We start from the raw sequence: 20,083 nt of genomic DNA on the forward strand, positions 1-20,083 counted from the left end.
GAAGCAAAAAGGCTGCACGGTGTGCAGCCTTTTTGTTCGCCGGCAACCTCCGATCATCGAAGGTTTGCTCCCCTCTCCCGCGCGCGGGAGAGGGGAGAACACAAGCGGCAAGCCGATGCTGTCTGTCAGTAGCTCGCGGCCCGCTGCCGCCCGCTGCCGCTCAGCGCGAGAACAGGCTCTTGCGCGGCGCGTCCCCGCGCATCTGCCGGACGATCTCCTCCGCCGTGCCGGCCGCCCCGCGGCCCTCGCAGAGGAAGTCGGTGGCGAGCGCGTTGGCGTAGTTGTTGCGCGTGCCCTTGACCACGCGGATCCAGCCGTCGCGGTCGTCGCTGCCGTTGCGCACCCATTCCTTGGCGCCCTTGGGCAGCGTGGCGAACAGCTTGCGCTCGTAGGAATCGCAGCGGAAGCCTTCGAAGCTGCTGGTGCGCGTGCCGCCCGGGCCGCGGATCACCACCGTGTAGCGCACCGCGCCGTCCTTGCCGACCACGACCGACTTGGCGTCCACGGCGAAGTCGAAGTTGCCGGTGGGGCTGACCTCGAACGGGATCAGGTCGGCGTCCTGCGGCAGCGCGGGCAGCGGCGTCGCCGCCTCGTTGAACTCGCGCGGCCCGAACAGCGGCGCGAACAGGCTCGATTCCTTCTTGGGCGTGTAGTCCTCGGCGTCTTCGTCCGGGGTGTCGACCTGGGTGTAGTTCGGCTTGGTGCTGCCGCAGCCGGCCAGGCCCAGGGAAAGGGTTGCCGCCAGCAGGCAGGCGGCGGTCAGCCGGGAGCGAAAGCCCCGGCCGGCGGATTCAATCATCGGTACTCCGTTCTGTGGACGCCGGCATGGCCGGCGGTGTTGGGCCGTGATCGCCGGCCTGCTCGTCGCACGGGCCCTGCGGCTCGTGCGCGAGGCGGCCGTCGGTCCCGGCGTGTTCGTCCGGCGCGCCACGGCCCGCGGGGCGTGCCGCGGCGTGCCTGCCGTGCGCGCCGTGGGTCCCGTAGGGGCTCAGCGGCGCGCGCGCATTGCGCTGCAGGAAGCGCGACAACTCGTTCAGCGCGAGCTGGTACACCTCGCGCTTGAACTCGATGACGGCATCGAGCGGTACCCAGTAGTGGCTCCAGCGCCAGGCATCGAACTCCGGATGGTCGGTGGCGCGCAGGCGGATGTCGCAATCGCGGCCCGCCATGCGCAACAGGAACCAGATCTGCTTCTGCCCCCGGTAATGGCCGCGGATCTCGCGGCGGATGAACTTGTCCGGCACCTCGTAACGCAGCCAGTCGCGCGTGCGACCGACGATCCTGACGTGCTCGGGCAGCAGACCGACTTCTTCATGTAGCTCGCGGTACATCGCCTGTTCCGGCGTTTCGCCGTATTTGATGCCGCCCTGTGGAAACTGCCATGAATGCTCGCCGATGCGCTTGCCCCAGAACACCTCGTTCCGTGCGTTGATGAGGATGATGCCGACGTTCGGGCGAAAGCCTTCACGATCGAGCATGACTGCACCTCGAATCCTTTAGAATTACGTCGATTATAAAGGAAGCGCGTAATGCGGCTTGTGCAACGGGATGCTGGTTTTCCCCGAGCGAAAAGCGCTGTTTCAGGCACGCGCGCGCCACGAATTCGCGCCAGTCCCCGCCCGCGCTCCGCGGGACGGGCATGGCCTTACGAGAAAGCAACGGATGAAAGCCTCGCAATTCTTCATTTCCACCCTCAAGGAAGCCCCTTCCGACGCGGAAATCGTCTCGCACAAGCTGATGACGCGCGCCGGCATGATCAAGAAGCTCGGCGCCGGCATCTACAACTACATGCCGGTGGGCCTGCGGGTCATCCGCAAGGTGGAAAACATCGTGCGCGAGGAAATGAACCGCGCCGGCGCGGTCGAGCTGTCGATGCCGGTGATCCAGCCCGCCGAGCTGTGGCAGGAAACCGGCCGCTGGGACAAGATGGGCCCCGAGCTGCTGCGCCTGAAGGACCGCCACGAGCGCGACTTCGCCGTGCAGCCGACCTCCGAGGAGGTCGTCACCGACATCGCCCGCAGCGAAATCCGCAGCTACAAGCAGCTGCCGGTCAATTTCTACCAGATCCAGACCAAGTTCCGCGACGAGCGCCGGCCGCGCTTCGGCATCATGCGCGGGCGCGAGTTCACCATGAAGGACGCCTACTCGTTCGATCGCGACGTGGCCGGCCTCAAGGTGTCCTACGACAAGATGTTCAACGCCTACGTGCGCATCTTCGAGCGTTTCGGCTTGGAATTCCGCGCCGTGGCGGCGGACAACGGCGCCATCGGCGGCTCGGGTTCGCACGAGTTCCACGTGATCGCCGATACCGGCGAGGACGCCATCGTCTATTGCCCGACCTCGGACTACGCCGCCAACATGGAGGCGGCCGAAGCCCTGCCGCTGCTGGCCGGGCGCGCCGCGCCGGCCGAGGCGCTGGTGAACACGCCCACGCCGGGCAAGGCCAAGTGCGAGCAGGTCGCCGAGCTGCTGGGCATCCCGCTGGCGCGCACGGTCAAGTCGATCGTGCTGGCCACCGACGGCGAGGCCGGCGCGCAGATCTGGCTGCTGCTGCTGCGCGGCGACCACGAGCTCAACGAGGTCAAGGCCTCCAAGGTGCCCGGCCTGGCCGAGTTCCGCTTCGCCAGCGAGGCCGAGATCGTCGAGACCTTCGGCACGCCGCCCGGCTACCTGGGCCCGATCGGCACGAAGAAGCCCGTCAAGGTGGTGGCCGACCGCACCGTGGCCAACATGAGCGACTTCGTCTGCGGCGCCAACCAGAAGGACTACCACCTGACCGGCGTGAACTGGGGCCGCGACCTGCCCGAGCCGGCCGTGGCCGACCTGCGCAACGTGGTGGCGGGCGACGCCTCGCCGGATGGCAAGGGCGTGCTGGAAATCTGCCGCGGCATCGAGGTGGGCCACGTGTTCATGCTCGGCACGCGCTATTCGGAGTCGATGGGCGCCACCTTCCTCGACGAGAACGGCAAGACCCAGCCCATGCAGATGGGCTGCTACGGCATCGGCGTCACGCGCATCCTGGGCGCCGCCATCGAGCAGAACTTCGACGAGCGCGGCATCATCTGGCCGGCGGCCATCGCCCCGTTCGCGGTGGTGATCTGCCCGGTCGGCTACGATCGCTCGGACGCGGTCAAGGCCGAGGCCGACCGCATCCACGCCGAGCTGCTGGCGGCCGGCGTCGACGTGATCCTGGACGACCGCGGCGAGCGCCCCGGCGCGATGTTCGCCGACTGGGAGCTGATCGGCGTGCCGCACCGCGTGGTGGTGGGCGACCGCGGCCTCAAGGAAGGCCGCGTGGAGTACCAGGGCCGGCGCGATGCCGAGGCCACGCAACTGCCGGTGGCCGACGTGGTCGGCCACGTGCGCGGCCTGCTGACCGCCTGAGCCCATGCGCGCCGCGGGCAGACGCGCCGGTGCAAGCCGCCACCGCCTGAGCCTGGGCGCGCGCCTGGCGCGCGCCGGCGCCGGCCTGCTGCTGGCGCTGAGCGCGGCCGCGCACGCGGGCGCGCAGAAGGAAGAAGACCTCGCCGATTCCGTGCGCGGCGCGCTGGCCGCCGCCATCGCGGACAGCCGGCCGCTGCGCCCGGCCTTCGCCACCGGCGGCGAGCAGCTCGCCTACGTGAAATGGCTGGAGGAGATGTCGCACCGGCTGGCCGCGCGCATCCCCGAGCCGCAGGTGCGCATCGAGCTGATCGAGACCGCCTACTACGAGGCCAAGCGCGCCGGCCTGGAGCCCGCGCTGGTGCTCGGGCTGGTGCAGGTCGAGAGCAATTTCCGCAAGTACGCCATCAGCGGCGCCGGCGCGCGCGGCCTGATGCAGGTGATGCCGTTCTGGTCGCGCAGCATCGGCGACGGCGACGCGCGCAAGCTGTTCCACCTGCAGAGCAACCTGCGCTACGGCTGCACCATCCTGCGCTACTACCTGGACCGCGAGCAGGGCGACCTGTTCCTGGCGCTGGGGCGCTACAACGGCAGCCGCGGCCGGCCCGAGTATCCCAACGCGGTGCTGGCGGCGTGGAAGCGCTGGCAGTATTCCGAGGCCAGCGTCACGGTGGCCGGCGACCCCGATCCCGCCGCCGCGCGCGCGCGCGTGCTGCCGCCCGAGGCGCCGTCGCGCAACCCGTTCTCGCCGCAGCGGCTGGCCAATCCCTCATGAGCACGCCCGGCGGCCCCGCGGGCGGCGGTTCCGGCAAGGCCGGCTACGCCAGTTCCTCGCCGGACCTGGAGCGCTGGCTGCGGCGCCATATCGGGCAGGGCTTCAACGCCGAGGCGCTGGTGCAGTCGATGTGCCAGTCGGGCTACGACGCCGGCTTCGCGCGCGCCACGGTCGGCGCGGCGCTGGCCGCCATGCGCGGCCCGGCCGAGGGCGATGAGGCCGACGCGGGCGGCGCGAACACCGCTGGCGCCGCCGGGATTGCCGGTGCCGCCCGGGAAGCCGGCGGCCCGGCGTCGCCCGCCACGGCGCGCGGCCACGCCACCGGCTTCCCGGCGCGCAACGCCGCGCACCATGCCGGGCGCGACATCCCCATCCTGTTCGCGCTGGCCGCGCCGCGCGTGGTGCTGTTCCAGCAACTGCTGACCGGCGACGAATGCGACGCCCTGGTGGCGCTCGCGCGCGGCCGCCTGGCGCGCTCGCCGGTCATCAACCCGGACACCGGCGACGAGAACCTGATCGACGCGCGCACCAGCATGGGCGCGATGTTCCAGGTCGGCGAGCATCCGCTGATCGAGCGCATCGAGGACTGCATCGCCAGCGTCACCGGCATCGCCGCCGACCGCGGCGAGGGCCTGCAGATCCTCAACTACAAGCCCGGCGGCGAATACCAGCCGCACTACGATTTCTTCAATCCGCTGCGCCCCGGCGAGGCGCGCCAGCTCCGCGTGGGCGGGCAGCGCGTGGCCACCGTGGTGATCTACCTCAACAGCCCGCCGGCCGGCGGCGCCACCGCCTTTCCCAAGCTCGGCCTCGAAGTGGCGCCGGTCAAGGGCAACGCGGTCTATTTCAGCTACCGCAAGTCCGACGGCACGCTCGACGAACGCACGCTGCACGCCGGCCTGCCGGTCGAGCAGGGCGAGAAGTGGATCGCCACCAAGTGGCTGCGCGAGCGGCCCTACCGCACCGGATGACACCCGTCCAGCCGGGCCGGCCCGGTCGCTACTGGTTCGACCCGGCCATGCCCTTCGTCGAGAGCCGCTGCGCCAGCGACAGCGGCGCGGCCTATCTGCCGCACACCCATCCCACGCTGTCGGTGGGCGCGGTCGACGGCGGCCACAGCCTGTTCAGCACCGAAGCCGGCGCGGTGCGGCTGTCGCCCGGCGACGTGGTGGTGATCCCCGCCGGGCAGGTGCACGCATGCAACCCGGAGCCGGACCGGCGCTGGAGCTACCAGATGCTGCATGTCGACGCGGCGTGGGCGGCCGCGGCGCTGGCCGCGCGCGGCGCGGCGGCGCCGGCCGCGCTCGCGCGCGTGCGCATCACCAGCGCGGCCGACACCTACGCCGCGCTGTGCGCGCTCAACCGCCTGCTGTTCTCGGCGGCGCCGTGCGCGTGCAAGGCGGCCGCGCTGGCCGCCTTCCTCGCCGCGCTGCTGGGCGACGCGGACCCGCGCCAGACCGTGCGCGCGCCGCGCCCGCCGGCCGGCCGCGCGCGGCTCGCCCGCGTCGTGGCGACGCTGCGCGAGCGCCATGCCGAGCCGCTGCCGCTGGCCGAGATGGCGCGCGCCGCCGGCATGAGCCGCTACCAGCTGATCCGCGCGTTCCGCGCCGAGACCGGCATGACGCCGCACGCCTACCAGCTCGACCTGCGCATCAACCATGCGCGCCATCTGCTGCGCGCGGGCGGCGCCCCGGCCGACGTCGCCCAGGACCTGGGCTTCTCCGACCAGAGCCATTTCCAGCGCGCCTTCAAGCAGCGCGTCGCGCTCACGCCGCGCGGGTTCCAGCGCCGCGCCGGCTGAGCCGCGCGGCCGCGCGCCGCAATTTTCTCCAATACCGCCGCCCGCCACGCCGGCCAGACTTCGTGCTCGACACGAAAGGACTGGCATGGACTCATTCGCGGCATCCGGCTTCGGCCAATTCGCCATGGTGGCGGGCGCGCATTTCCTCGCGCTGCTCAGCCCGGGGCCCGACTTCTTCCTGGTGGTGCGCAGCTCGCTGGTGCTCGGCGCGCGCCGCGCCGCCGCCGTCTGCCTGGGCATCGCGCTCGGCAACGGGGTGTTCATCGGCGCCGCGCTGGCCGGGCTGGCCGCCACGCGCGCCAGCCACGGCGTGCTGGCGCTGCTGCAGTGGGGCGGCTGCCTGTACCTGGCGTGGCTGGGCTGGCGCCTGCTGTCGGCCAGCGGGGAAACCGCGCTGCCCGGCGAGAGCGACGAGAGCGACGAGAGCGACGAGAGCGACGAGAGCGACAACGGCGACAACGGCGACAACGGCGACAACGGCGGCGGCCGGCCAACGCCGGGCGGCGGCTGCGCGGCGCAGCTCGTCGCCGGCTTCCTGTCGGCCGTGCTCAACCCGAAGAACGCGCTGTTCTATGCCAGCCTGTTCTCGGTGCTGGCCGGCCGCCGCACGCCGGCCGCGGCGCAGCTCGGCTACGGCCTGTGGATGTTCGCCGTGGTCTTCGGCTGGGACCTGCTGGTGGCCTGGGGCGTGCGCCTGCCGCCGGTGCGCGCGCGCTTCGCGCGTTCGGTGCGCGGCGTGGAGCGCGTCACCGGGCTGGTGTTGTGGGGCATCGCGCTGTGGGTGGCGGCGGCCGCGTTGCAGGCAGGGCGTTTCTAGGCGGCGCGTCGCGGGGTGCCGGCCTGCCGCGCGGGCCGCGACTGGCGGAGGCCGTACCGCCAGTTTTCCGGCTGACCGTACCGGTACTGTACTGGCGTGCTCGGCTAGACTGGGCTGCCTCGTTGTCCGCCCCCGATGGAGTCAGTCATGGCAGTTCCCCAGCTCGTTGCCGGATCCGGCGTGTTCGCCGCGTTCTCTGCGTTCGCCCTCGTGTCGTCGATCACGCCCGGCCCCAACAACACGATGGTGCTCGCCTCGGGCGTCAATTTCGGCTTTGCGCGCACGGTGCCGCACATCCTCGGCATCAGCCTGGGCTTCGCCGTGATGGTGGCGGTGGTCGGGCTCGGGCTGGGCTCGCTGTTCGCCGCGCTGCCGTGGACCTGGACGGTGCTGCGCGTGGTGGCGGCGCTTTATCTCGCCTGGCTGGCGTGGCAGCTGGCCAGCTCGGGCGGCGTGCAGGAGCGCCAGGTGGCGCAGCCGATGGGCTTCCTGCCGGCCGCGGCGTTCCAGTGGGTCAACCCGAAGGCGTGGGTGATGGCGGTGGGCGCGTGCAGCACCTACGTGCTGCACGGCAACGTGTGGCTCAACGTGCTGCTGCTGGCCGGCGTGTTCGCGGTGATCAACCTGCCCAGCGTGGCGATGTGGGCGGTGTTCGGCTCGGCGCTGCGGCGCTGGCTGGCGCAGCCGCGCGTGCTGCGCGTGTTCAACGTGGCGATGGCGCTGCTGCTGCTGGCCTCGCTGTGGCCGATCCTCAGCGCAAGGCCCTGATCGCGGGCAGGTTGCGCCAGTAGCCGTGCGCGTCCATGCCGCAGCCGAAGACGTAGCGCTCCGGCACCGTGAAGCCGCAGAAGTCCGGGTGCATGGGCTTGGGCTTTTGCAGCACCTTTTCGCACAGCACCGCGGCGTAGACGCCGGTGGCGCCCATGTCCAGGATGCGCTGGCGGATCGCCGCCATCGTCTCGCCTTCGTCGAGGATGTCGTCGAGCACCAGCACCGTGCGGTCCTTGACGGACTCGCGCGGCGCCACGCGCCACTGCATCTCGCCGCCCACGGTCTTGTTGTTGTAGCGCGAGAGGTGGATGTAGTCGAACTCCAGCGGGAACGCCAGCTTGGGCAGCAGCATGCCGGTGAAGACCACCGCGCCGCCCATCACGGACAGCACCAGCGGGAAGGTGTCGCCCATCTTGGCCGTGATCTCGGCGGCCATGCGGTCCAGCGAGTCCTGCACCGCCTGCGCGCTGACGATTTCCTCGGAGTTGGCCCACAGCTCGCGGGCCTGTTCGGCGCTCATCATGATGTCGATCCTGTCTCAGACTGTCTTTGTCGGTGGCCGCGCGGGGGCCTTGCGATGGTCCCGGCGGTCGGCCCGGGTTTGGCTCAGCGGTTGAAGAGGCCTTTCATGCCGCCCTTCATGGCGCCCATCGAGCGCATCATCTTCATCATGCCGCCGCCCTTGAGCTTCTTCATCATGCCCTGCATCTGGTCGAACTGGTTGAGCAGGCGGTTGACCTCCTGCACCGGCACGCCGGCGCCGGCCGCGATGCGGCGCTTGCGGCTGGCCTTGATCAGCTCGGGCTTGGCGCGCTCGGCGGCGGTCATGCTGTTGATGATGCCTTCCATGCGGCGCACCTGCTTTTCCGCCACGTCCATGTTGGCGCCCTGGGCCTGCTGGGCGAACTGCGCCGGCAGCTTGTCCACCAGGCTGCCCAGGCCGCCCATCTTCTTCATCTGGCCGATCTGGGTCTTGAAGTCCTCGAGGTCGAAGCCGCCGGTCTTCTTGATCTTCTTGGCCAGCTTCTCGGCCGCTTCCATGTCCACGCCGCGCTGGGCTTCCTCGACCAGCGCGAGGATGTCGCCCATGCCCAGGATGCGCTGGGCCATGCGCTCGGGGTAGAACGGCTCGAGGCCGTCGAGCTTCTCGCCCACGCCGACGAACTTGATCGGCCGGCCGGTGATGTGGCGCACCGACAGCGCCGCGCCGCCGCGCGCATCGCCGTCGAGCTTGGTCAGCACCACGCCGGTCAGCGGCAGCGCGTCGTGGAACGCGCGCGCGGTGTTGACCGCGTCCTGGCCCAGCATGGCGTCGACCACGAACAGGGTTTCGGCGGGCTTGAGCTCGGCGTGCAGCGCGGCGATCTCCTGCATCATCGCCTCGTCGATGCCCAGGCGCCCGGCCGTGTCGACGATCAGCACGTCGTGGTAGTGCTTGCGCGCCCAGTCCACCGCCGCGCGGGCAATGTCCACCGGCTTCTGGTCCGGCTGGGAGGGGAAGAAGTCGGCGCCGACCTGCTCGGACACGGTCTTGAGCTGGGCGATGGCGGCGGGGCGGTACACGTCGCACGACACCGTCAGCACTTTCTTCTTCTTGTTTTCCTTGAGCCACTTGGCCAGCTTGCCCACGGTGGTGGTCTTGCCGGCGCCCTGCAGGCCGGCCATCAGGATGATGGCGGGCGGCTGCACGGCCAGGTTCAGCTCGCCGCTCTTGTCGCCGGCGGTGAGGCTTTCCTCGCCGCCGATGACGGCGGTCAGCTCGCGCTGCACCACGCCCACCAGCGCCTGGCCGGGGGTGAGGCTGGACACCACGTCCTCGCCCAGCGCCTTTTCCTTCACGCGGGCGATGAATTCGCGCACCACCGGCAGGGCCACGTCGGCCTCGAGCATGGCCAGGCGCACCTCGCGCAGCATTTCGGCGGTATTGGCTTCGGTCAGGCGAGCCTCGCCGCGCATGGTCTTGACGACCCGCGCCAGGCGTTGAGTGAGATTGTCCAGCATGGCAGAGAAGTCCGGGGGTAGGGCTTGTTTGGGGGCCCGGGCGGCACCGGGCCGGCGTCTCGCGAGGCCGGGCGCAGGTTCCGGGGCCAGGCTCACGCGCGGCTCGGGGGCGGCTCGAGCGCGGCGCCACCGGGGCGGGGGCGCTAGGGTAAACTGTGCAAATGGCCATTGTACTGTATGCCTTGACGGCACTTCTCTATTGCGGCCTGGCCTTTCACGGCTGGGCGACGCGCAATCCGCAGCTCGCGGCTGCCGGTGCCGCCGGCGCCGGCGTGGGCGGCACCACCGCCACCGTGCTGCTGCAGGGCGGCGGCGGCACGCGCGGCGAGGGGCGCCCGGCCTGGTGGCATGTGCTGATGCTGGCCGCGCTGGCCAGCCACGGCCTGCTGCTGCACGAGACCATCTTCCCGGCCGACCGCATGATGTTCGGCTTCGCCTTCGCGCTGTCGGCCATGCTGTGGCTGGGCGTGGGCATCTACTGGATCGAGAGCTTCTTCTTCTCGCTGGCCGGGCTCGGGCTGATCGTGTTCCCGGTGGCGCTGCTGGCCAGCCTGATCCCGCTGGCCTTCCCCGGCGCGCAGATCCTCGGCTACGCCGCCGCGCCGCTGTTCAAGCTGCACTTCGTCATCGCCAACGTGGCCTACGGGCTGTTCACGCTGGCCGCCTTCCACGCCTTCCTGATGCTGCTGGCCGAGCGCCGCCTGCACGGCTTCAACCGCTCGCCGCAGGCCGGCGCGGGCGCGGCGCCGGCGCAGTGGGTGGGCCGCTGGCTGGACCTGCTGCCGCCGCTGCTGACGCTGGAGAAGCTGCTGTTCCGCCTGATCGGCGCGGGGTTCGTGCTGCTGACCCTGACCATCCTGTCGGGCCTGCTGTTCTCCGAGCAGCTGTTCGGACGCGCGTTCCGGCTGGACCACAAGACCGTGTTCGCGCTGCTGTCGTGGCTGATGTTCGCCGGCATCCTGGCCGGGCGCAGCTTCTACGGCTGGCGCGGGCGCACGGCCTTGCGCTGGGTGATCGCGTCGTTCGGCATCCTGCTGCTGGCCTACGTAGGCAGCCGCTTCGTCATCGAAGTCATCCTGCACCGGTTCTGAGTCCCGCATGGCACGCATCGTCCTCGTCCTGGCCGTGTTGCTGGGCTTCTTCTGGTGGCTGCGCCAGCGCGCCGAGGCGCGCCAGGCCGGCGAGCGCGACGCGCGCCCGCCCCGGCCCCGCCCCCAATCCCAACCGCAGCCCGCGCCGCAGGAGCCGATGGTGCAATGCGCGCGCTGCGCCGTGCACCTGCCGCGCGGCGAGGCCATCGCCTACCGCGGCCTGCACTATTGCCGGCGCGCGCATCTGCCGCCGGACAGCGACGCGGACAATCCCGCCGCATGAAGGGGGCCGCGCCACCGCCCGCGCCGTCGCGCCCGCCGGCCCGCTCCGGCGCCTGGGGCGCCGTCGCCGCGCTGTGGCGGCGGCCCGAGCCGCCTGAATTCCACTGGCGCCTGCTGCGCTATTTCTGCTGGGCGCGCCTGGCCGTGGCCGCGCTGCTGCTCGGCTACGCCTGGCTGCCGGCGCAGCGCGGCGAGACCGAGCGGCTGGCGCAGGCGCTCGGGCAGGCCCAGGCCGCGCTGCCGCTGGCGGTGCCCTATGCGCTGATGGCGCTCGCCATGACCGCCGCCGCGCTGTGGTGGCGGCGCGGCTTCCACCTGCGCGTGCACATGCAGGTGCTGGCCGACCTGCTGCTGCTGGGCCTGATCTTCCACGCCCACGGCTACCGCAGCGAAGGCATGGCCATGATCTTCCTGCTGCCGGCGCTGCAGGCCGGCGCGCTCACCAGCCTGCTGTTCGCGCTGTCCACCGCCGCGGTCTCGGCGCTGGTGGTGATGAGCAGCCCGTTCGCGCAGACCCTGCTGCTGCACCGGGCCGATGCCGGCCTGCTCGGCTCCGGGCTGTACGGCCTGGTGTTCATGATCGCGGCCTCGCTGATGTACCTGCTGGCCAACCGCCAGCTCGCGCAGGAGCGCCTGGCGCTGGCGCGCGAGCAGGAGCTGCGCCTGCAGCAGTTGGTCAACCGGCTGATGGTCAACGACATGCAGGACGGCGTCATGCTGCTGCGCGCCAACGGCGCCGTGGTGGCCGCCAACCCGGCCGCGGTGGTGCTGCTCGGCGTGCAGCCGGCTGAGCGCGGCAAGGCCGTCACCACGCCCGGCACCGGGCGCGACGCGCTGTTCGACCTGCGCCAGATCCCGCGCCTGCAGCCGCTCATGGAGATGCTGCGCGACTGGGTGCGCAGCAAGGACGACGCGCCGCGCATCCTGCAGTTGCTGCCGTTGCCGTCGCGGCCGTCCTCGGGGCGCGGCCCGATCCTGCACACGCGCCTGCGCCTGCGCTTCCTGCTGCCGGGCCTGGCCAGCCTGCGCTCGACCTTCGCCTCGTCGCTGTCGGTGTCGCTGAGCGCGCAGCAGGCGATGGACACCGCCACCTGGAACGAGCTCACGCCCGAGGCGGCGGCGCGCCTGCGCCTGGCCATCGCCCAGAACGAGGCGATGGCCTGGCGGCCCGAGGACGAAGCCCTGCTGCGCAGCGAGATGCGCGACACCGTGCTGGTCCACATCGAAAGCTGGGAGCGCATCGCCGAGCAGGTGCAGCAGGAAAAGCTGGCGGCGATGGGCCGGCTGGTGGCCAGCGTGGCGCACCAGATCCGCAATCCGCTGGCGGCCATCAGCCAGGCCAGCGAGCTGCTGTCCGAGACCGGGCGCGGGCGCCCCGACGGCGACATCGACGCGCGCCTGCTGCGCATCATCCACGACAACGTGCAGCGGCTCGACCAGGTGGTGTCGGACGTGCTGCAGATGTCGCGCCGCCCGCGCACCGAGCGCACCGTGGTGGACCTGAACCAGGCGCTGCCCGAGATCGTCGACCGCTGGCGGCTGGAGATGCGCGCGCGCTCCGCCACCCACGACCCGATGGGCGCGAGCCGCATGCCGCGCCCGGCCGAGATCAACGCCAACGCGGTGCGGCTCACGGTGGACGTGGCGCGCCCGGTCATCTTCGACTCGTCGCAGCTGCAGCAGGTGCTGGGCAACCTGCTCGACAACGCATGGCGCTACTGCAGCCGCCTGCCCGGTGCGATCCGCCTGCTGGCCCACGCGCTGGACCAGCACCATGCCGAGCTGATCGTGTGGAACGACGGCGTGGAGGTCTCGCGCGAGCACCAGCGCACGCTGTTCGAGCCGTTCTTCACCAGCAACGCGCAGGGCACCGGCCTGGGCCTGTTCATGGCGCGCGAGCTGTGCGGCGCCAACGATGCCCAGGTGCGCTACGGCACCATCTCGCTCGACGCGCTGCTGGCGCGCACCGGCATGCTGGCCCCGGCGTCACGCGATACACTGCCGGCCAAGGCCTTCGTGCTGACCCTGCGCATCCATGCGCCGGACCAAGCCGGCGGCTGACCGCTTCCCGCCCGCCTCACCACCGCGCCAGACCCATGTCCCTCAAGACGCCAGGCCCAGATCCGATCCTCGTCATCGACGACGAGGCCGACCTGCGAGAACTGCTCGACATCTCGATCCGCCGCATGGGCCACGACGTGGTGCTGGCGGGCTCGCTGGCCGAGGCGCGCGCGCAGCTCGCGGCGCGCCGCTACAGCCTGGTGCTGACCGACATGCGCCTCGGCGACGGCCAGGGCATCGACATCGTGCGCCAGCTCTCGAGCGCGCCCGAGCGCGTGCCGGTGGCGGTGATCACCGCCTACGGCAGCGCCGACAACGCGGTCGAGGCGCTCAAGGCCGGCGCCTTCGACTACATCGCCAAGCCGGTCTCGCTGGACCAGCTGCGCAGCCTGATCCTCAACGCGCTGGGGCGCCAGCAGCGCGACCCGGCCGAGGGCGGCGACGGCAGCGAGGGCGGTGAGGGCGGCGCCGCGGCCGGCACCGCGGACCGCGCCGTCAACCTGCTGCCCGGGCATTCGGCGGCCATGCACGAGGTGCGCCGCTCGCTGTCGCGGCTGGCGCGCAGCATGGCGCCGATCGTCATCAGCGGCGAATCGGGCAGCGGCAAGGAGCGCGCGGCGCGCGCCATCCACGCCATCAGCACGCGCGCGTCGCACCCGTTCGTGGCGGTCAACTGCGGCGCCATCCCCGAGACGCTGATGGAGTCCGAGTTCTTCGGCTACGTCAAGGGCGCCTTCACCGGCGCCGACGCCGAGCGCGGCGGCTTCTTCCAGGCCGCCCACGGCGGCACGCTGCTGCTCGACGAGGTGGCCGACCTGCCGCTGGCCATGCAGGTCAAGCTGCTGCGCGTGCTGCAGGAGCGGCGCGTGCGCAAGATCGGCGCCAGCCGCGAGGAAAACGTCGACGTGCGCGTGCTGTGCGCCAGCCACAAGGACCTGGCTGCGATGGTGGCCGCCGGCCAGTTCCGCCAGGACCTGTTCTACCGGCTCAACGTGCTGGCGCTGCGCATGCCCACGCTGCGCGAGCGGCGCGAGGACCTGCCGGTGCTGGCCGGCGCCATCCTGGAGCACCTCGCGGTGCGCTACGGCGACCGCCACCCCAAGCGGCTGTCGACGGCGGCGCAGCAGCGCCTGGCGGAATATCCGTTCCCGGGCAACGTGCGCGAGCTGGAGAACCTGCTCGAGCGCGCCTACGCCTTCGCCGAGGGCGACGCCATCGAGGTGGACGACCTCGGCCCGCTGGAGCCCGGCGCGGCGCCGCCCGGCGGCGCCTACGCCGGCGCGCCCGCGGGCAGCCCGCCGCCGGCCGCCGCCGCGCCCGGCGTCCCGTCCGACGCCCGCTACGCCGGCCGCGCCGAGGCGCTCGACGCACACGGCGGGTACGGTGAACCGGCGCCGGGCGACGCCGCCGGCGAGGCCGGCCGCGTCACCTTTCCGATCGACCTGCCCGGCCGCCTGGAAGCGCTCGAGCGCGACCTCATCCTGCAGGCCCTGCAGCAGACCGGCTTCAACCGCACCGCGGCGGCGCCGCTGCTGGGCCTGAGCTTCCGCCAGCTGCGCTACCGCATCCAGCAGCTGGGCATCCGCGAAGGCCGCGAGGATGCCGCCGACGACGCCGGCGGCGAGGGCCTGGATGCCGCCGCCCACGGAGGGCGCGATGCCTGAGCACGTCCACGGCGCCGCCGTGCCTTCCGCCCCGGCCGCCTTCCGCCCCGACCCCGCAGGCTGGGTGCCGGCCGCGCGCCGCGTGCCGTCGCCCAACTTCGACGCGCGCCCGGCCGGCCTGCCGGTGGACCTGGTGGTGATCCACAACATCAGCCTGCCGCCCGGCCAGTTCGGCAGCGGCGACATCGAGGCCTTCTTCCAGAACCGGCTCGACCCGTCGCGCCATCCGTTCTTCGCCACCATCCACGAGGTGCGTGTCTCGGCGCATTTCCTGGTGACGCGCACCGGCGAGCTGGTGCAGTTCGTGTCCTGCCTGGACCGCGCGTGGCACGCGGGGCAGTCCGAGTTCCTCGGCCGGCCGCGCTGCAACGACTTTTCCATCGGCATCGAGATCGAAGGCAGCGACGACCAGCCGTTCACGTTGGCGCAATACCACACCGCCGCGGCGCTGGCGCGTGCGCTGCTCGCCGCCTACCCGGTGCGCGCGCTGGCCGGGCACAGCGACATCGCCCCGGGGCGCAAGACCGATCCGGGCCCGCATTTCGACTGGGCGGCCTTCGCGGCGGCCGCCGGCCTGGCTTCCGGGATGCTGCCCTACCGCAAAGGGCGGTCCTGAGGCAAGCCCGCGCCGCGCGTTCTGGGGGGATCGAGCGGGCAAGGGAAAACCCTGATAAAGTCCGGCCCCTATCGAAGCGGCCCGGGCAATCGAAAAAATTTCTTTTCATGGTGCGGTAACGTACCGCCGGGCGGGATCCCTTGCGTCTCTTGGGCTGGCGGGTTTGGTGCGGGACCGCATGCCCCCGCCGCCACCGGCTCCGCTTCAAAAAGGCGCTTGTCAAGACTGGTCAAGCCGCTTCATTTCACTATACTTAGTCCAGTTTTTCGCATCGACCACTATATCTAGTGGTGCTTTTCGGGGAGCCAGCCTAGGTGTGCAGTTACCGCCGCGGCGCGACAGCGCGTAGCGTGCGGTCCGCCCGAGGACTGGCGCGTCACAAGAGTCCCAGCAGAATCCAGCAATGCAGTTCGCCCCGGCCGGTCAGGGCCGGGCGAGCCGTTCCATCTTGCGGTTTTTTGCTCGGGACTCTTTGTCACTCATAAAACACGGGTAAGAACAGGAGTTCCTCATGCAGACAGCCCAGAACGAATTTTCCACCGGCGCCGTCGCCGCCGGTGTCGCAGCCAACCCGCAGTCGAGCCCCGCTGCTGCCGGCGCTGGCAACTACCAGGACTACAAGATCATCCGCCGCAACGGCGCCGTGGTGGCGTTCGAGCCGAGCAAGATCTCGGTGGCCGTGACCAAGGCCTTCCTGGCCGTCAACGGCGGGCAGGGCGCCGCTTCCGCGCGCGTGCGCGAAGTGGTCGAGCTCGTCACCCAGAACGTGGTGCGCGCGCTGCTGCGCAGCCGCCCGAGCGGCGGCACCTTCCATATCGAGGACGTGCAGGACCACGTCGAGCTGGCGCTGATGCGCTCGGGCGAGCATGAAGTGGCCCGCTCCTACGTGCTGTACCGCGAGAAGCGCACCCAGGAACGCGCCCAGGCCAATGCCCAGGCGGTTGCCCGCGTGCAGGAAGGCGGCGCCACCTTCAACGTGAGCGACGGCGGCGTGGCCCGCGTGCTCGACGTGAGCTCGCTGCACGCGCTGATCGACAACGCCTGCTCGGGCCTCGGCGACGCCGTCAGCGCCGAGCCGATCCTCCGGGAAACGCTGAAGAACCTGTACGACGGCGTGCCCATGACCCAGGTCTACGACTCGGCCATCCTGGCCGCGCGTACCCTGATCGAGAAGGACCCGGCCTACAGCCAGGTCACCGCGCGCATCCTGCTGCACACCATCCGCAAGGAAATCCTGGGCACCGAAGTGACCCAGACCGAGATGGTGTCGCGCTACGCCGACTACTTCCCCAAGTTCATCGCGCGCGGCATCGAAGCCGAGCTGCTCGACGAAAAGCTGGCCACCTTCGACCTGGCCCGCCTGGGCGCCGCGCTGGACGCCCAGCGCGACTTCCAGTTCAACTACCTCGGCCTGCAGACCCTGTACGACCGCTATTTCCTGCACATCGACGAGACGCGCATCGAAATGCCGCAGGCCTTCTTCATGCGCGTGGCGATGGGCCTGGCGCTGGGCGAGAAGGACCGCGAAGGCCGCGCCATCGAGTTCTACCAGCTGCTGTCGTCGTTCGACTTCATGTCGTCCACGCCGACCCTGTTCAACGCGGGCACGCGCCGCTCGCAGCTGTCGTCGTGCTACCTGACCACCGTGTCGGACGACCTCGAAGGCATCTACGAGGCGCTCAAGGAAAACGCGCTGCTGTCCAAGTTCGCCGGCGGCCTGGGCAACGACTGGACCAACGTGCGCGCGCTCGGCTCGCACATCAAGGGCACCAACGGCAAGTCGCAGGGCGTGGTGCCGTTCCTCAAGGTGGTCAACGACACCGCCGTGGCGGTCAACCAGGGCGGCAAGCGCAAGGGCGCGGTGTGCGCGTACCTGGAAACCTGGCACCTGGACATCGAGGAATTCCTCGAGCTGCGCAAGAACACCGGCGACGACCGCCGCCGCACCCACGACATGAACACGGCGAACTGGATTCCCGACCTGTTCATGAAGCGCGTGATGGAAAACGGCGAATGGACACTGTTCTCGCCGGCCACCTGCCCGGACCTGCACGACAAGGTCGGCCGCGCCTTCGAGGCCGCCTACCTCGGCTACGAAGCCAAGGCCGCCAGCGGCGAGCTCAAGCTGTTCAAGAAGATCCCCGCCATGCAGCTGTGGCGCAAGATGCTGGGCATGCTGTTCGAGACCGGCCACCCGTGGATCACCTTCAAGGATCCGTGCAACATCCGCAGCCCGCAGCAGCACGTGGGCGTGGTGCACAGCTCCAACCTGTGCACGGAAATCACGCTCAACACCAACGAGAGCGAGATCGCCGTGTGCAACCTGGGTTCGGTGAACCTGGTGGCGCACCTGAAGCAGCAGGCCGACGGCACCCAGGTGCTCGACCACGCCAAGCTCGAGAAGACCATCCGCACCGCCATGCGCATGCTCGACAACGTGATCGACATCAACTACTACGCGGTCGACAAGGCCAAGAACTCCAACCTGCGCCACCGTCCGGTCGGCATGGGCATCATGGGCTTCCAGGACTGCCTGCACGTGCTGCGCCTGCCGTACGCCAGCGACGCGGCCGTCAAGTTCGCCGACACCTCGATGGAAGCGGTGTGCTACTACGCCTACCTGGCCTCGACCGAGCTGGCCGAGGAGCGCGGCCGCTACAGCAGCTATGACGGCTCGCTGTGGGACCGCGGCATCCTGCCGCAGGACTCGCTCAAGCTGCTGGCCGAGGAGCGCGGCGGCTACCTGGAAGTCGACATGTCCTCGTCGATGGACTGGACCGGCCTGCGCGCGCGCATCAAGCAGCACGGCATGCGCAACTCGAACTGCATCGCGATCGCCCCGACCGCGACCATCTCGAACATCATCGGCGTGTCGGCCTGCATCGAGCCGACCTTCCAGAACCTGTACGTGAAGTCCAACCTGTCGGGCGAGTTCACCGTGGTCAACGACTACCTGGTGCGCGACCTCAAGGCGCGCGGCCTGTGGGACGAGGTCATGGTCGCCGACCTGAAGTACTTCGATGGCTCGCTGTCGCGCATCGACCGCATCCCGCAGGACCTGCGCGACATCTACGCCACCGCGTTCGAAGTCGAGCCGAGCTGGCTGGTGGAAGCGGCCAGCCGCCGCCAGAAGTGGATCGACCAGGCCCAGTCGCTGAACATCTACATGGCCGGCGCCTCGGGCAAGAAGCTGGACGACACCTACAAGCAAGCCTGGCTGCGCGGCCTGAAGACCACGTACTACCTGCGCACCATGGCGGCCACGCACGTGGAGAAATCCACCGTGTCGCGCGGCTCGCTCAACGCCGTGTCGTCGGGCAGCGACGGCGGCCTGGCCGCCTCCGGCCTGGACCGCGCGGCGGCCTCGGCGCCGGTCATGCCGGAAGCCGAAGGCGCGGTCTGCACGATGCGCCCGGGCGACCCCGGCTTCGAAGAGTGCGAAGCCTGCCAGTAAGCTGAAAGCCGCCCCCGTAAGCCCAGAGTGGGCCGCGGGTGCGGCCCACTGAAGAATTTCACGGAGAACCACATCATGCTGAGCTGGGACGACGACGTTCAAGCCACTCCGCAGGCCGCACCGCAGCCTGCTCCCCAACCCGCTTCCCAACCCGCCCTGCAAGCCGGCCTCGGCGCCGACCAGCAAGGCGTGCTGCCGCCCGCCGCCACCCAGCCGGCCGGCGCGGGCATCCTCGGCAACCATGCGAACGCCGCCGCCGTGCAGAGCGACCGCCGCGTCAACGTGGCCGACAAGCGCGTGATCAACGGCTCGACCGACGTCAACCAGCTGGTGCCGTTCAAGTACAAGTGGGCCTGGGAAAAATACCTGGCCGGCTGCGCCAACCACTGGATGCCGCAGGAAATCAACATGTCGCGCGACATCGCGCTGTGGAAGGACCCGAACGGCCTGACCGAGGACGAGCGCCGCATCATCAAGCGCAACCTCGGCTTCTTCGTCACCGCCGACTCGCTGGCCGCCAACAACATCGTGCTGGGCACCTACCGCCAGATCACCGCGCCGGAATGCCGCCAGTACCTGCTGCGCCAGGCCTTCGAGGAAGCGATCCACACGCACGCCTACCAGTACATCGTGGAGTCGCTCGGCCTCAACGAAGCCGAGATCTTCAATGCGTACCACGAGGTGCAGTCGATCCGCGACAAGGACGAGTTCCTGATCCCGTTCATCGACACGCTGACCGATCCGTCGTTCAAGACCGGCACGCCCGAGAACGACCAGAAGCTGCTCAAGTCGCTGATCGTGTTCGCCTGCATCATGGAAGGCCTGTTCTTCTACGTCGGCTTCACGCAGATCCTGGCGATGGGCCGCCAGAACAAGATGACCGGCGCCGCCGAGCAGTACCAGTACATCCTGCGCGACGAGTCGCTGCACTGCAATTTCGGCATCGACCTGATCAACCAGATCAAGCTCGAGAACCCGCACCTGTGGACCGCCGAGTTCAAGGCCGAGCTCACCGAACTGTTCAAGAAGGCCGTGGACCTGGAATACCGCTACGCCGAGGACACCATGCCGCGCGGCGTGCTGGGCCTGAACGCGCCGATGTTCAAGGGCTACCTGCGCTTCATCTGCAACCGCCGCTGCCAGCAGATCGGCCTGGAGCAGATGTTCCCGAACGAGGAAAACCCGTTCCCGTGGATGAGCGAGATGATCGACCTGAAGAAGGAACGCAACTTCTTCGAGACGCGCGTGATCGAGTACCAGACCGGCGGCGCGCTGAGCTGGGACTGAGGCGCTGCCGGGCCGTCGCCCGGCAACTGCCGACAAGCCCCCCATGCCTGTGGCATGCGGGGCTTTTTTTTGTCCGCGCCGG

17 protein-coding genes are annotated in these 20,083 nt (G+C 70.2%); 13 read left to right on the forward strand and 4 right to left on the reverse strand.

The window, feature by feature from the left end; translation table 11 throughout:
- Positions 1-160 precede the first annotated feature (160 nt).
- A complete protein-coding gene (locus KF708C_RS23655) occupies positions 161-799 on the reverse strand; it encodes a CNP1-like family protein (RefSeq protein WP_059413481.1) in 639 nt (212 codons plus the stop codon).
- Positions 792-1,478: an RNA pyrophosphohydrolase gene (locus KF708C_RS23660; RefSeq protein ID WP_059413482.1), complete on the reverse strand. Its 687-nt coding sequence runs from the start codon at positions 1,476-1,478 to the stop codon at positions 792-794. Before KF708C_RS23660 ends, KF708C_RS23655 begins: the two co-directional genes overlap by 8 nt.
- Positions 1,479-1,662: 184 nt before the next feature.
- On the opposite strand from KF708C_RS23660, the gene KF708C_RS23665 reads away from it, so the two are divergent.
- The 6 genes from KF708C_RS23665 (at position 1,663) to KF708C_RS23690 (ending at position 7,542) form a co-directional block, all read left to right on the forward strand.
- Positions 1,663-3,384 (forward strand): proline--tRNA ligase, encoded by a 1,722-nt coding sequence (locus KF708C_RS23665; protein ID WP_059413483.1) that lies wholly within the window; start codon positions 1,663-1,665, stop codon positions 3,382-3,384.
- A 4-nt stretch (positions 3,385-3,388) separates the two neighbouring features.
- Positions 3,389-4,156 (forward strand): lytic transglycosylase domain-containing protein, encoded by a 768-nt coding sequence (locus tag KF708C_RS23670; RefSeq protein WP_020205797.1) that lies wholly within the window; start codon positions 3,389-3,391, stop codon positions 4,154-4,156.
- Entirely contained in the window at positions 4,153-5,127 is a 975-nt protein-coding gene (locus tag KF708C_RS23675; RefSeq protein ID WP_059413484.1) for a 2OG-Fe(II) oxygenase, read from the forward strand. Before KF708C_RS23670 ends, KF708C_RS23675 begins: the two co-directional genes overlap by 4 nt.
- Complete coding sequence (locus tag KF708C_RS23680) at positions 5,124-5,957, forward strand: helix-turn-helix domain-containing protein (protein ID WP_197090418.1); 834 nt, start codon at positions 5,124-5,126, stop codon at positions 5,955-5,957. The genes KF708C_RS23675 and KF708C_RS23680 overlap by 4 nt, the downstream gene beginning before the upstream one ends.
- 85 nt (positions 5,958-6,042) lie before the next feature.
- On the forward strand, positions 6,043-6,774 hold the full coding sequence (locus KF708C_RS23685; protein ID WP_059413486.1) for a LysE family translocator: 732 nt from the start codon (positions 6,043-6,045) through the stop codon (positions 6,772-6,774).
- A 147-nt stretch (positions 6,775-6,921) separates the two neighbouring features.
- On the forward strand, positions 6,922-7,542 hold the full coding sequence (locus tag KF708C_RS23690; protein ID WP_082079761.1) for a LysE family translocator: 621 nt from the start codon (positions 6,922-6,924) through the stop codon (positions 7,540-7,542).
- Here KF708C_RS23690 and KF708C_RS23695 read toward each other — a convergent pair.
- On the reverse strand, positions 7,526-8,068 hold the full coding sequence (locus tag KF708C_RS23695; RefSeq protein ID WP_020205802.1) for a hypoxanthine-guanine phosphoribosyltransferase: 543 nt from the start codon (positions 8,066-8,068) through the stop codon (positions 7,526-7,528). The two genes, KF708C_RS23690 and KF708C_RS23695, sit on opposite strands and share 17 nt — an antisense overlap.
- An 83-nt stretch (positions 8,069-8,151) precedes the next feature.
- Complete coding sequence (gene ffh, locus KF708C_RS23700; protein WP_020205803.1) at positions 8,152-9,546, reverse strand: signal recognition particle protein; 1,395 nt, start codon at positions 9,544-9,546, stop codon at positions 8,152-8,154.
- Between the two features lie 161 nt (positions 9,547-9,707).
- On the opposite strand from ffh, the gene KF708C_RS23705 reads away from it, so the two are divergent.
- From KF708C_RS23705 to KF708C_RS23735, 7 genes are all read left to right on the forward strand, one after another.
- The gene (locus KF708C_RS23705; RefSeq protein ID WP_059413488.1) at positions 9,708-10,637 is read left to right on the forward strand and encodes a cytochrome C assembly family protein; all 930 of its coding nucleotides are present in this window, start codon (positions 9,708-9,710) and stop codon (positions 10,635-10,637) included.
- A 7-nt stretch (positions 10,638-10,644) separates the two neighbouring features.
- On the forward strand, positions 10,645-10,920 hold the full coding sequence (locus KF708C_RS23710; protein ID WP_059413489.1) for a PP0621 family protein: 276 nt from the start codon (positions 10,645-10,647) through the stop codon (positions 10,918-10,920).
- Positions 10,917-12,980: a sensor histidine kinase gene (locus KF708C_RS23715; RefSeq protein ID WP_059413490.1), complete on the forward strand. Its 2,064-nt coding sequence runs from the start codon at positions 10,917-10,919 to the stop codon at positions 12,978-12,980. Before KF708C_RS23710 ends, KF708C_RS23715 begins: the two co-directional genes overlap by 4 nt.
- Positions 12,981-13,015: 35 nt before the next feature.
- The gene (locus KF708C_RS23720; RefSeq protein ID WP_059413491.1) at positions 13,016-14,644 is read left to right on the forward strand and encodes a sigma-54-dependent transcriptional regulator; all 1,629 of its coding nucleotides are present in this window, start codon (positions 13,016-13,018) and stop codon (positions 14,642-14,644) included.
- A complete protein-coding gene (gene ampD / locus KF708C_RS23725; RefSeq protein WP_059413596.1) occupies positions 14,637-15,260 on the forward strand; it encodes a 1,6-anhydro-N-acetylmuramyl-L-alanine amidase AmpD in 624 nt (207 codons plus the stop codon). The genes KF708C_RS23720 and ampD overlap by 8 nt, the downstream gene beginning before the upstream one ends.
- A gap of 511 nt (positions 15,261-15,771) precedes the next feature.
- Positions 15,772-18,714 (forward strand): ribonucleoside-diphosphate reductase subunit alpha, encoded by a 2,943-nt coding sequence (locus KF708C_RS23730; RefSeq protein ID WP_020204266.1) that lies wholly within the window; start codon positions 15,772-15,774, stop codon positions 18,712-18,714.
- A 75-nt stretch (positions 18,715-18,789) separates the two neighbouring features.
- A complete protein-coding gene (locus tag KF708C_RS23735) occupies positions 18,790-20,001 on the forward strand; it encodes a ribonucleotide-diphosphate reductase subunit beta (RefSeq protein ID WP_029043871.1) in 1,212 nt (403 codons plus the stop codon).
- Positions 20,002-20,083: the final 82 nt, after the last annotated feature.

Source organism: Cupriavidus basilensis, from assembly GCF_000876015.1.
In the GTDB taxonomy this organism is placed as follows: domain Bacteria; phylum Pseudomonadota; class Gammaproteobacteria; order Burkholderiales; family Burkholderiaceae; genus Cupriavidus; species Cupriavidus basilensis_B.

Bases quoted from the DNA above. Each gene is read 5' to 3' on its own strand.
- KF708C_RS23685 (WP_059413486.1), top strand. From the start codon at position 6,043: ATGGACTCATTCGCGGCATCCGGCTTCGGCCAATTCGCCATGGTGGCG.
- ffh (WP_020205803.1), bottom strand. From the start codon at position 9,546: ATGCTGGACAATCTCACTCAACGCCTGGCGCGGGTCGTCAAGACCATG.
- KF708C_RS23695 (WP_020205802.1), bottom strand. From the start codon at position 8,068: ATGATGAGCGCCGAACAGGCCCGCGAGCTGTGGGCCAACTCCGAGGAA.
- KF708C_RS23655 (WP_059413481.1), bottom strand. From the start codon at position 799: ATGATTGAATCCGCCGGCCGGGGCTTTCGCTCCCGGCTGACCGCCGCC.
- KF708C_RS23690 (WP_082079761.1), top strand. From the start codon at position 6,922: ATGGCAGTTCCCCAGCTCGTTGCCGGATCCGGCGTGTTCGCCGCGTTC.
- KF708C_RS23670 (WP_020205797.1), top strand. From the start codon at position 3,389: ATGCGCGCCGCGGGCAGACGCGCCGGTGCAAGCCGCCACCGCCTGAGC.
- KF708C_RS23680 (WP_197090418.1), top strand. From the start codon at position 5,124: ATGACACCCGTCCAGCCGGGCCGGCCCGGTCGCTACTGGTTCGACCCG.
- KF708C_RS23705 (WP_059413488.1), top strand. From the start codon at position 9,708: ATGGCCATTGTACTGTATGCCTTGACGGCACTTCTCTATTGCGGCCTG.
- KF708C_RS23735 (WP_029043871.1), top strand. From the start codon at position 18,790: ATGCTGAGCTGGGACGACGACGTTCAAGCCACTCCGCAGGCCGCACCG.
- KF708C_RS23730 (WP_020204266.1), top strand. From the start codon at position 15,772: ATGCAGACAGCCCAGAACGAATTTTCCACCGGCGCCGTCGCCGCCGGT.
- KF708C_RS23715 (WP_059413490.1), top strand. From the start codon at position 10,917: ATGAAGGGGGCCGCGCCACCGCCCGCGCCGTCGCGCCCGCCGGCCCGC.
- KF708C_RS23660 (WP_059413482.1), bottom strand. From the start codon at position 1,478: ATGCTCGATCGTGAAGGCTTTCGCCCGAACGTCGGCATCATCCTCATC.
- KF708C_RS23710 (WP_059413489.1), top strand. From the start codon at position 10,645: ATGGCACGCATCGTCCTCGTCCTGGCCGTGTTGCTGGGCTTCTTCTGG.
- KF708C_RS23720 (WP_059413491.1), top strand. From the start codon at position 13,016: ATGTCCCTCAAGACGCCAGGCCCAGATCCGATCCTCGTCATCGACGAC.
- ampD (WP_059413596.1), top strand. From the start codon at position 14,637: ATGCCTGAGCACGTCCACGGCGCCGCCGTGCCTTCCGCCCCGGCCGCC.
- KF708C_RS23665 (WP_059413483.1), top strand. From the start codon at position 1,663: ATGAAAGCCTCGCAATTCTTCATTTCCACCCTCAAGGAAGCCCCTTCC.
- KF708C_RS23675 (WP_059413484.1), top strand. From the start codon at position 4,153: ATGAGCACGCCCGGCGGCCCCGCGGGCGGCGGTTCCGGCAAGGCCGGC.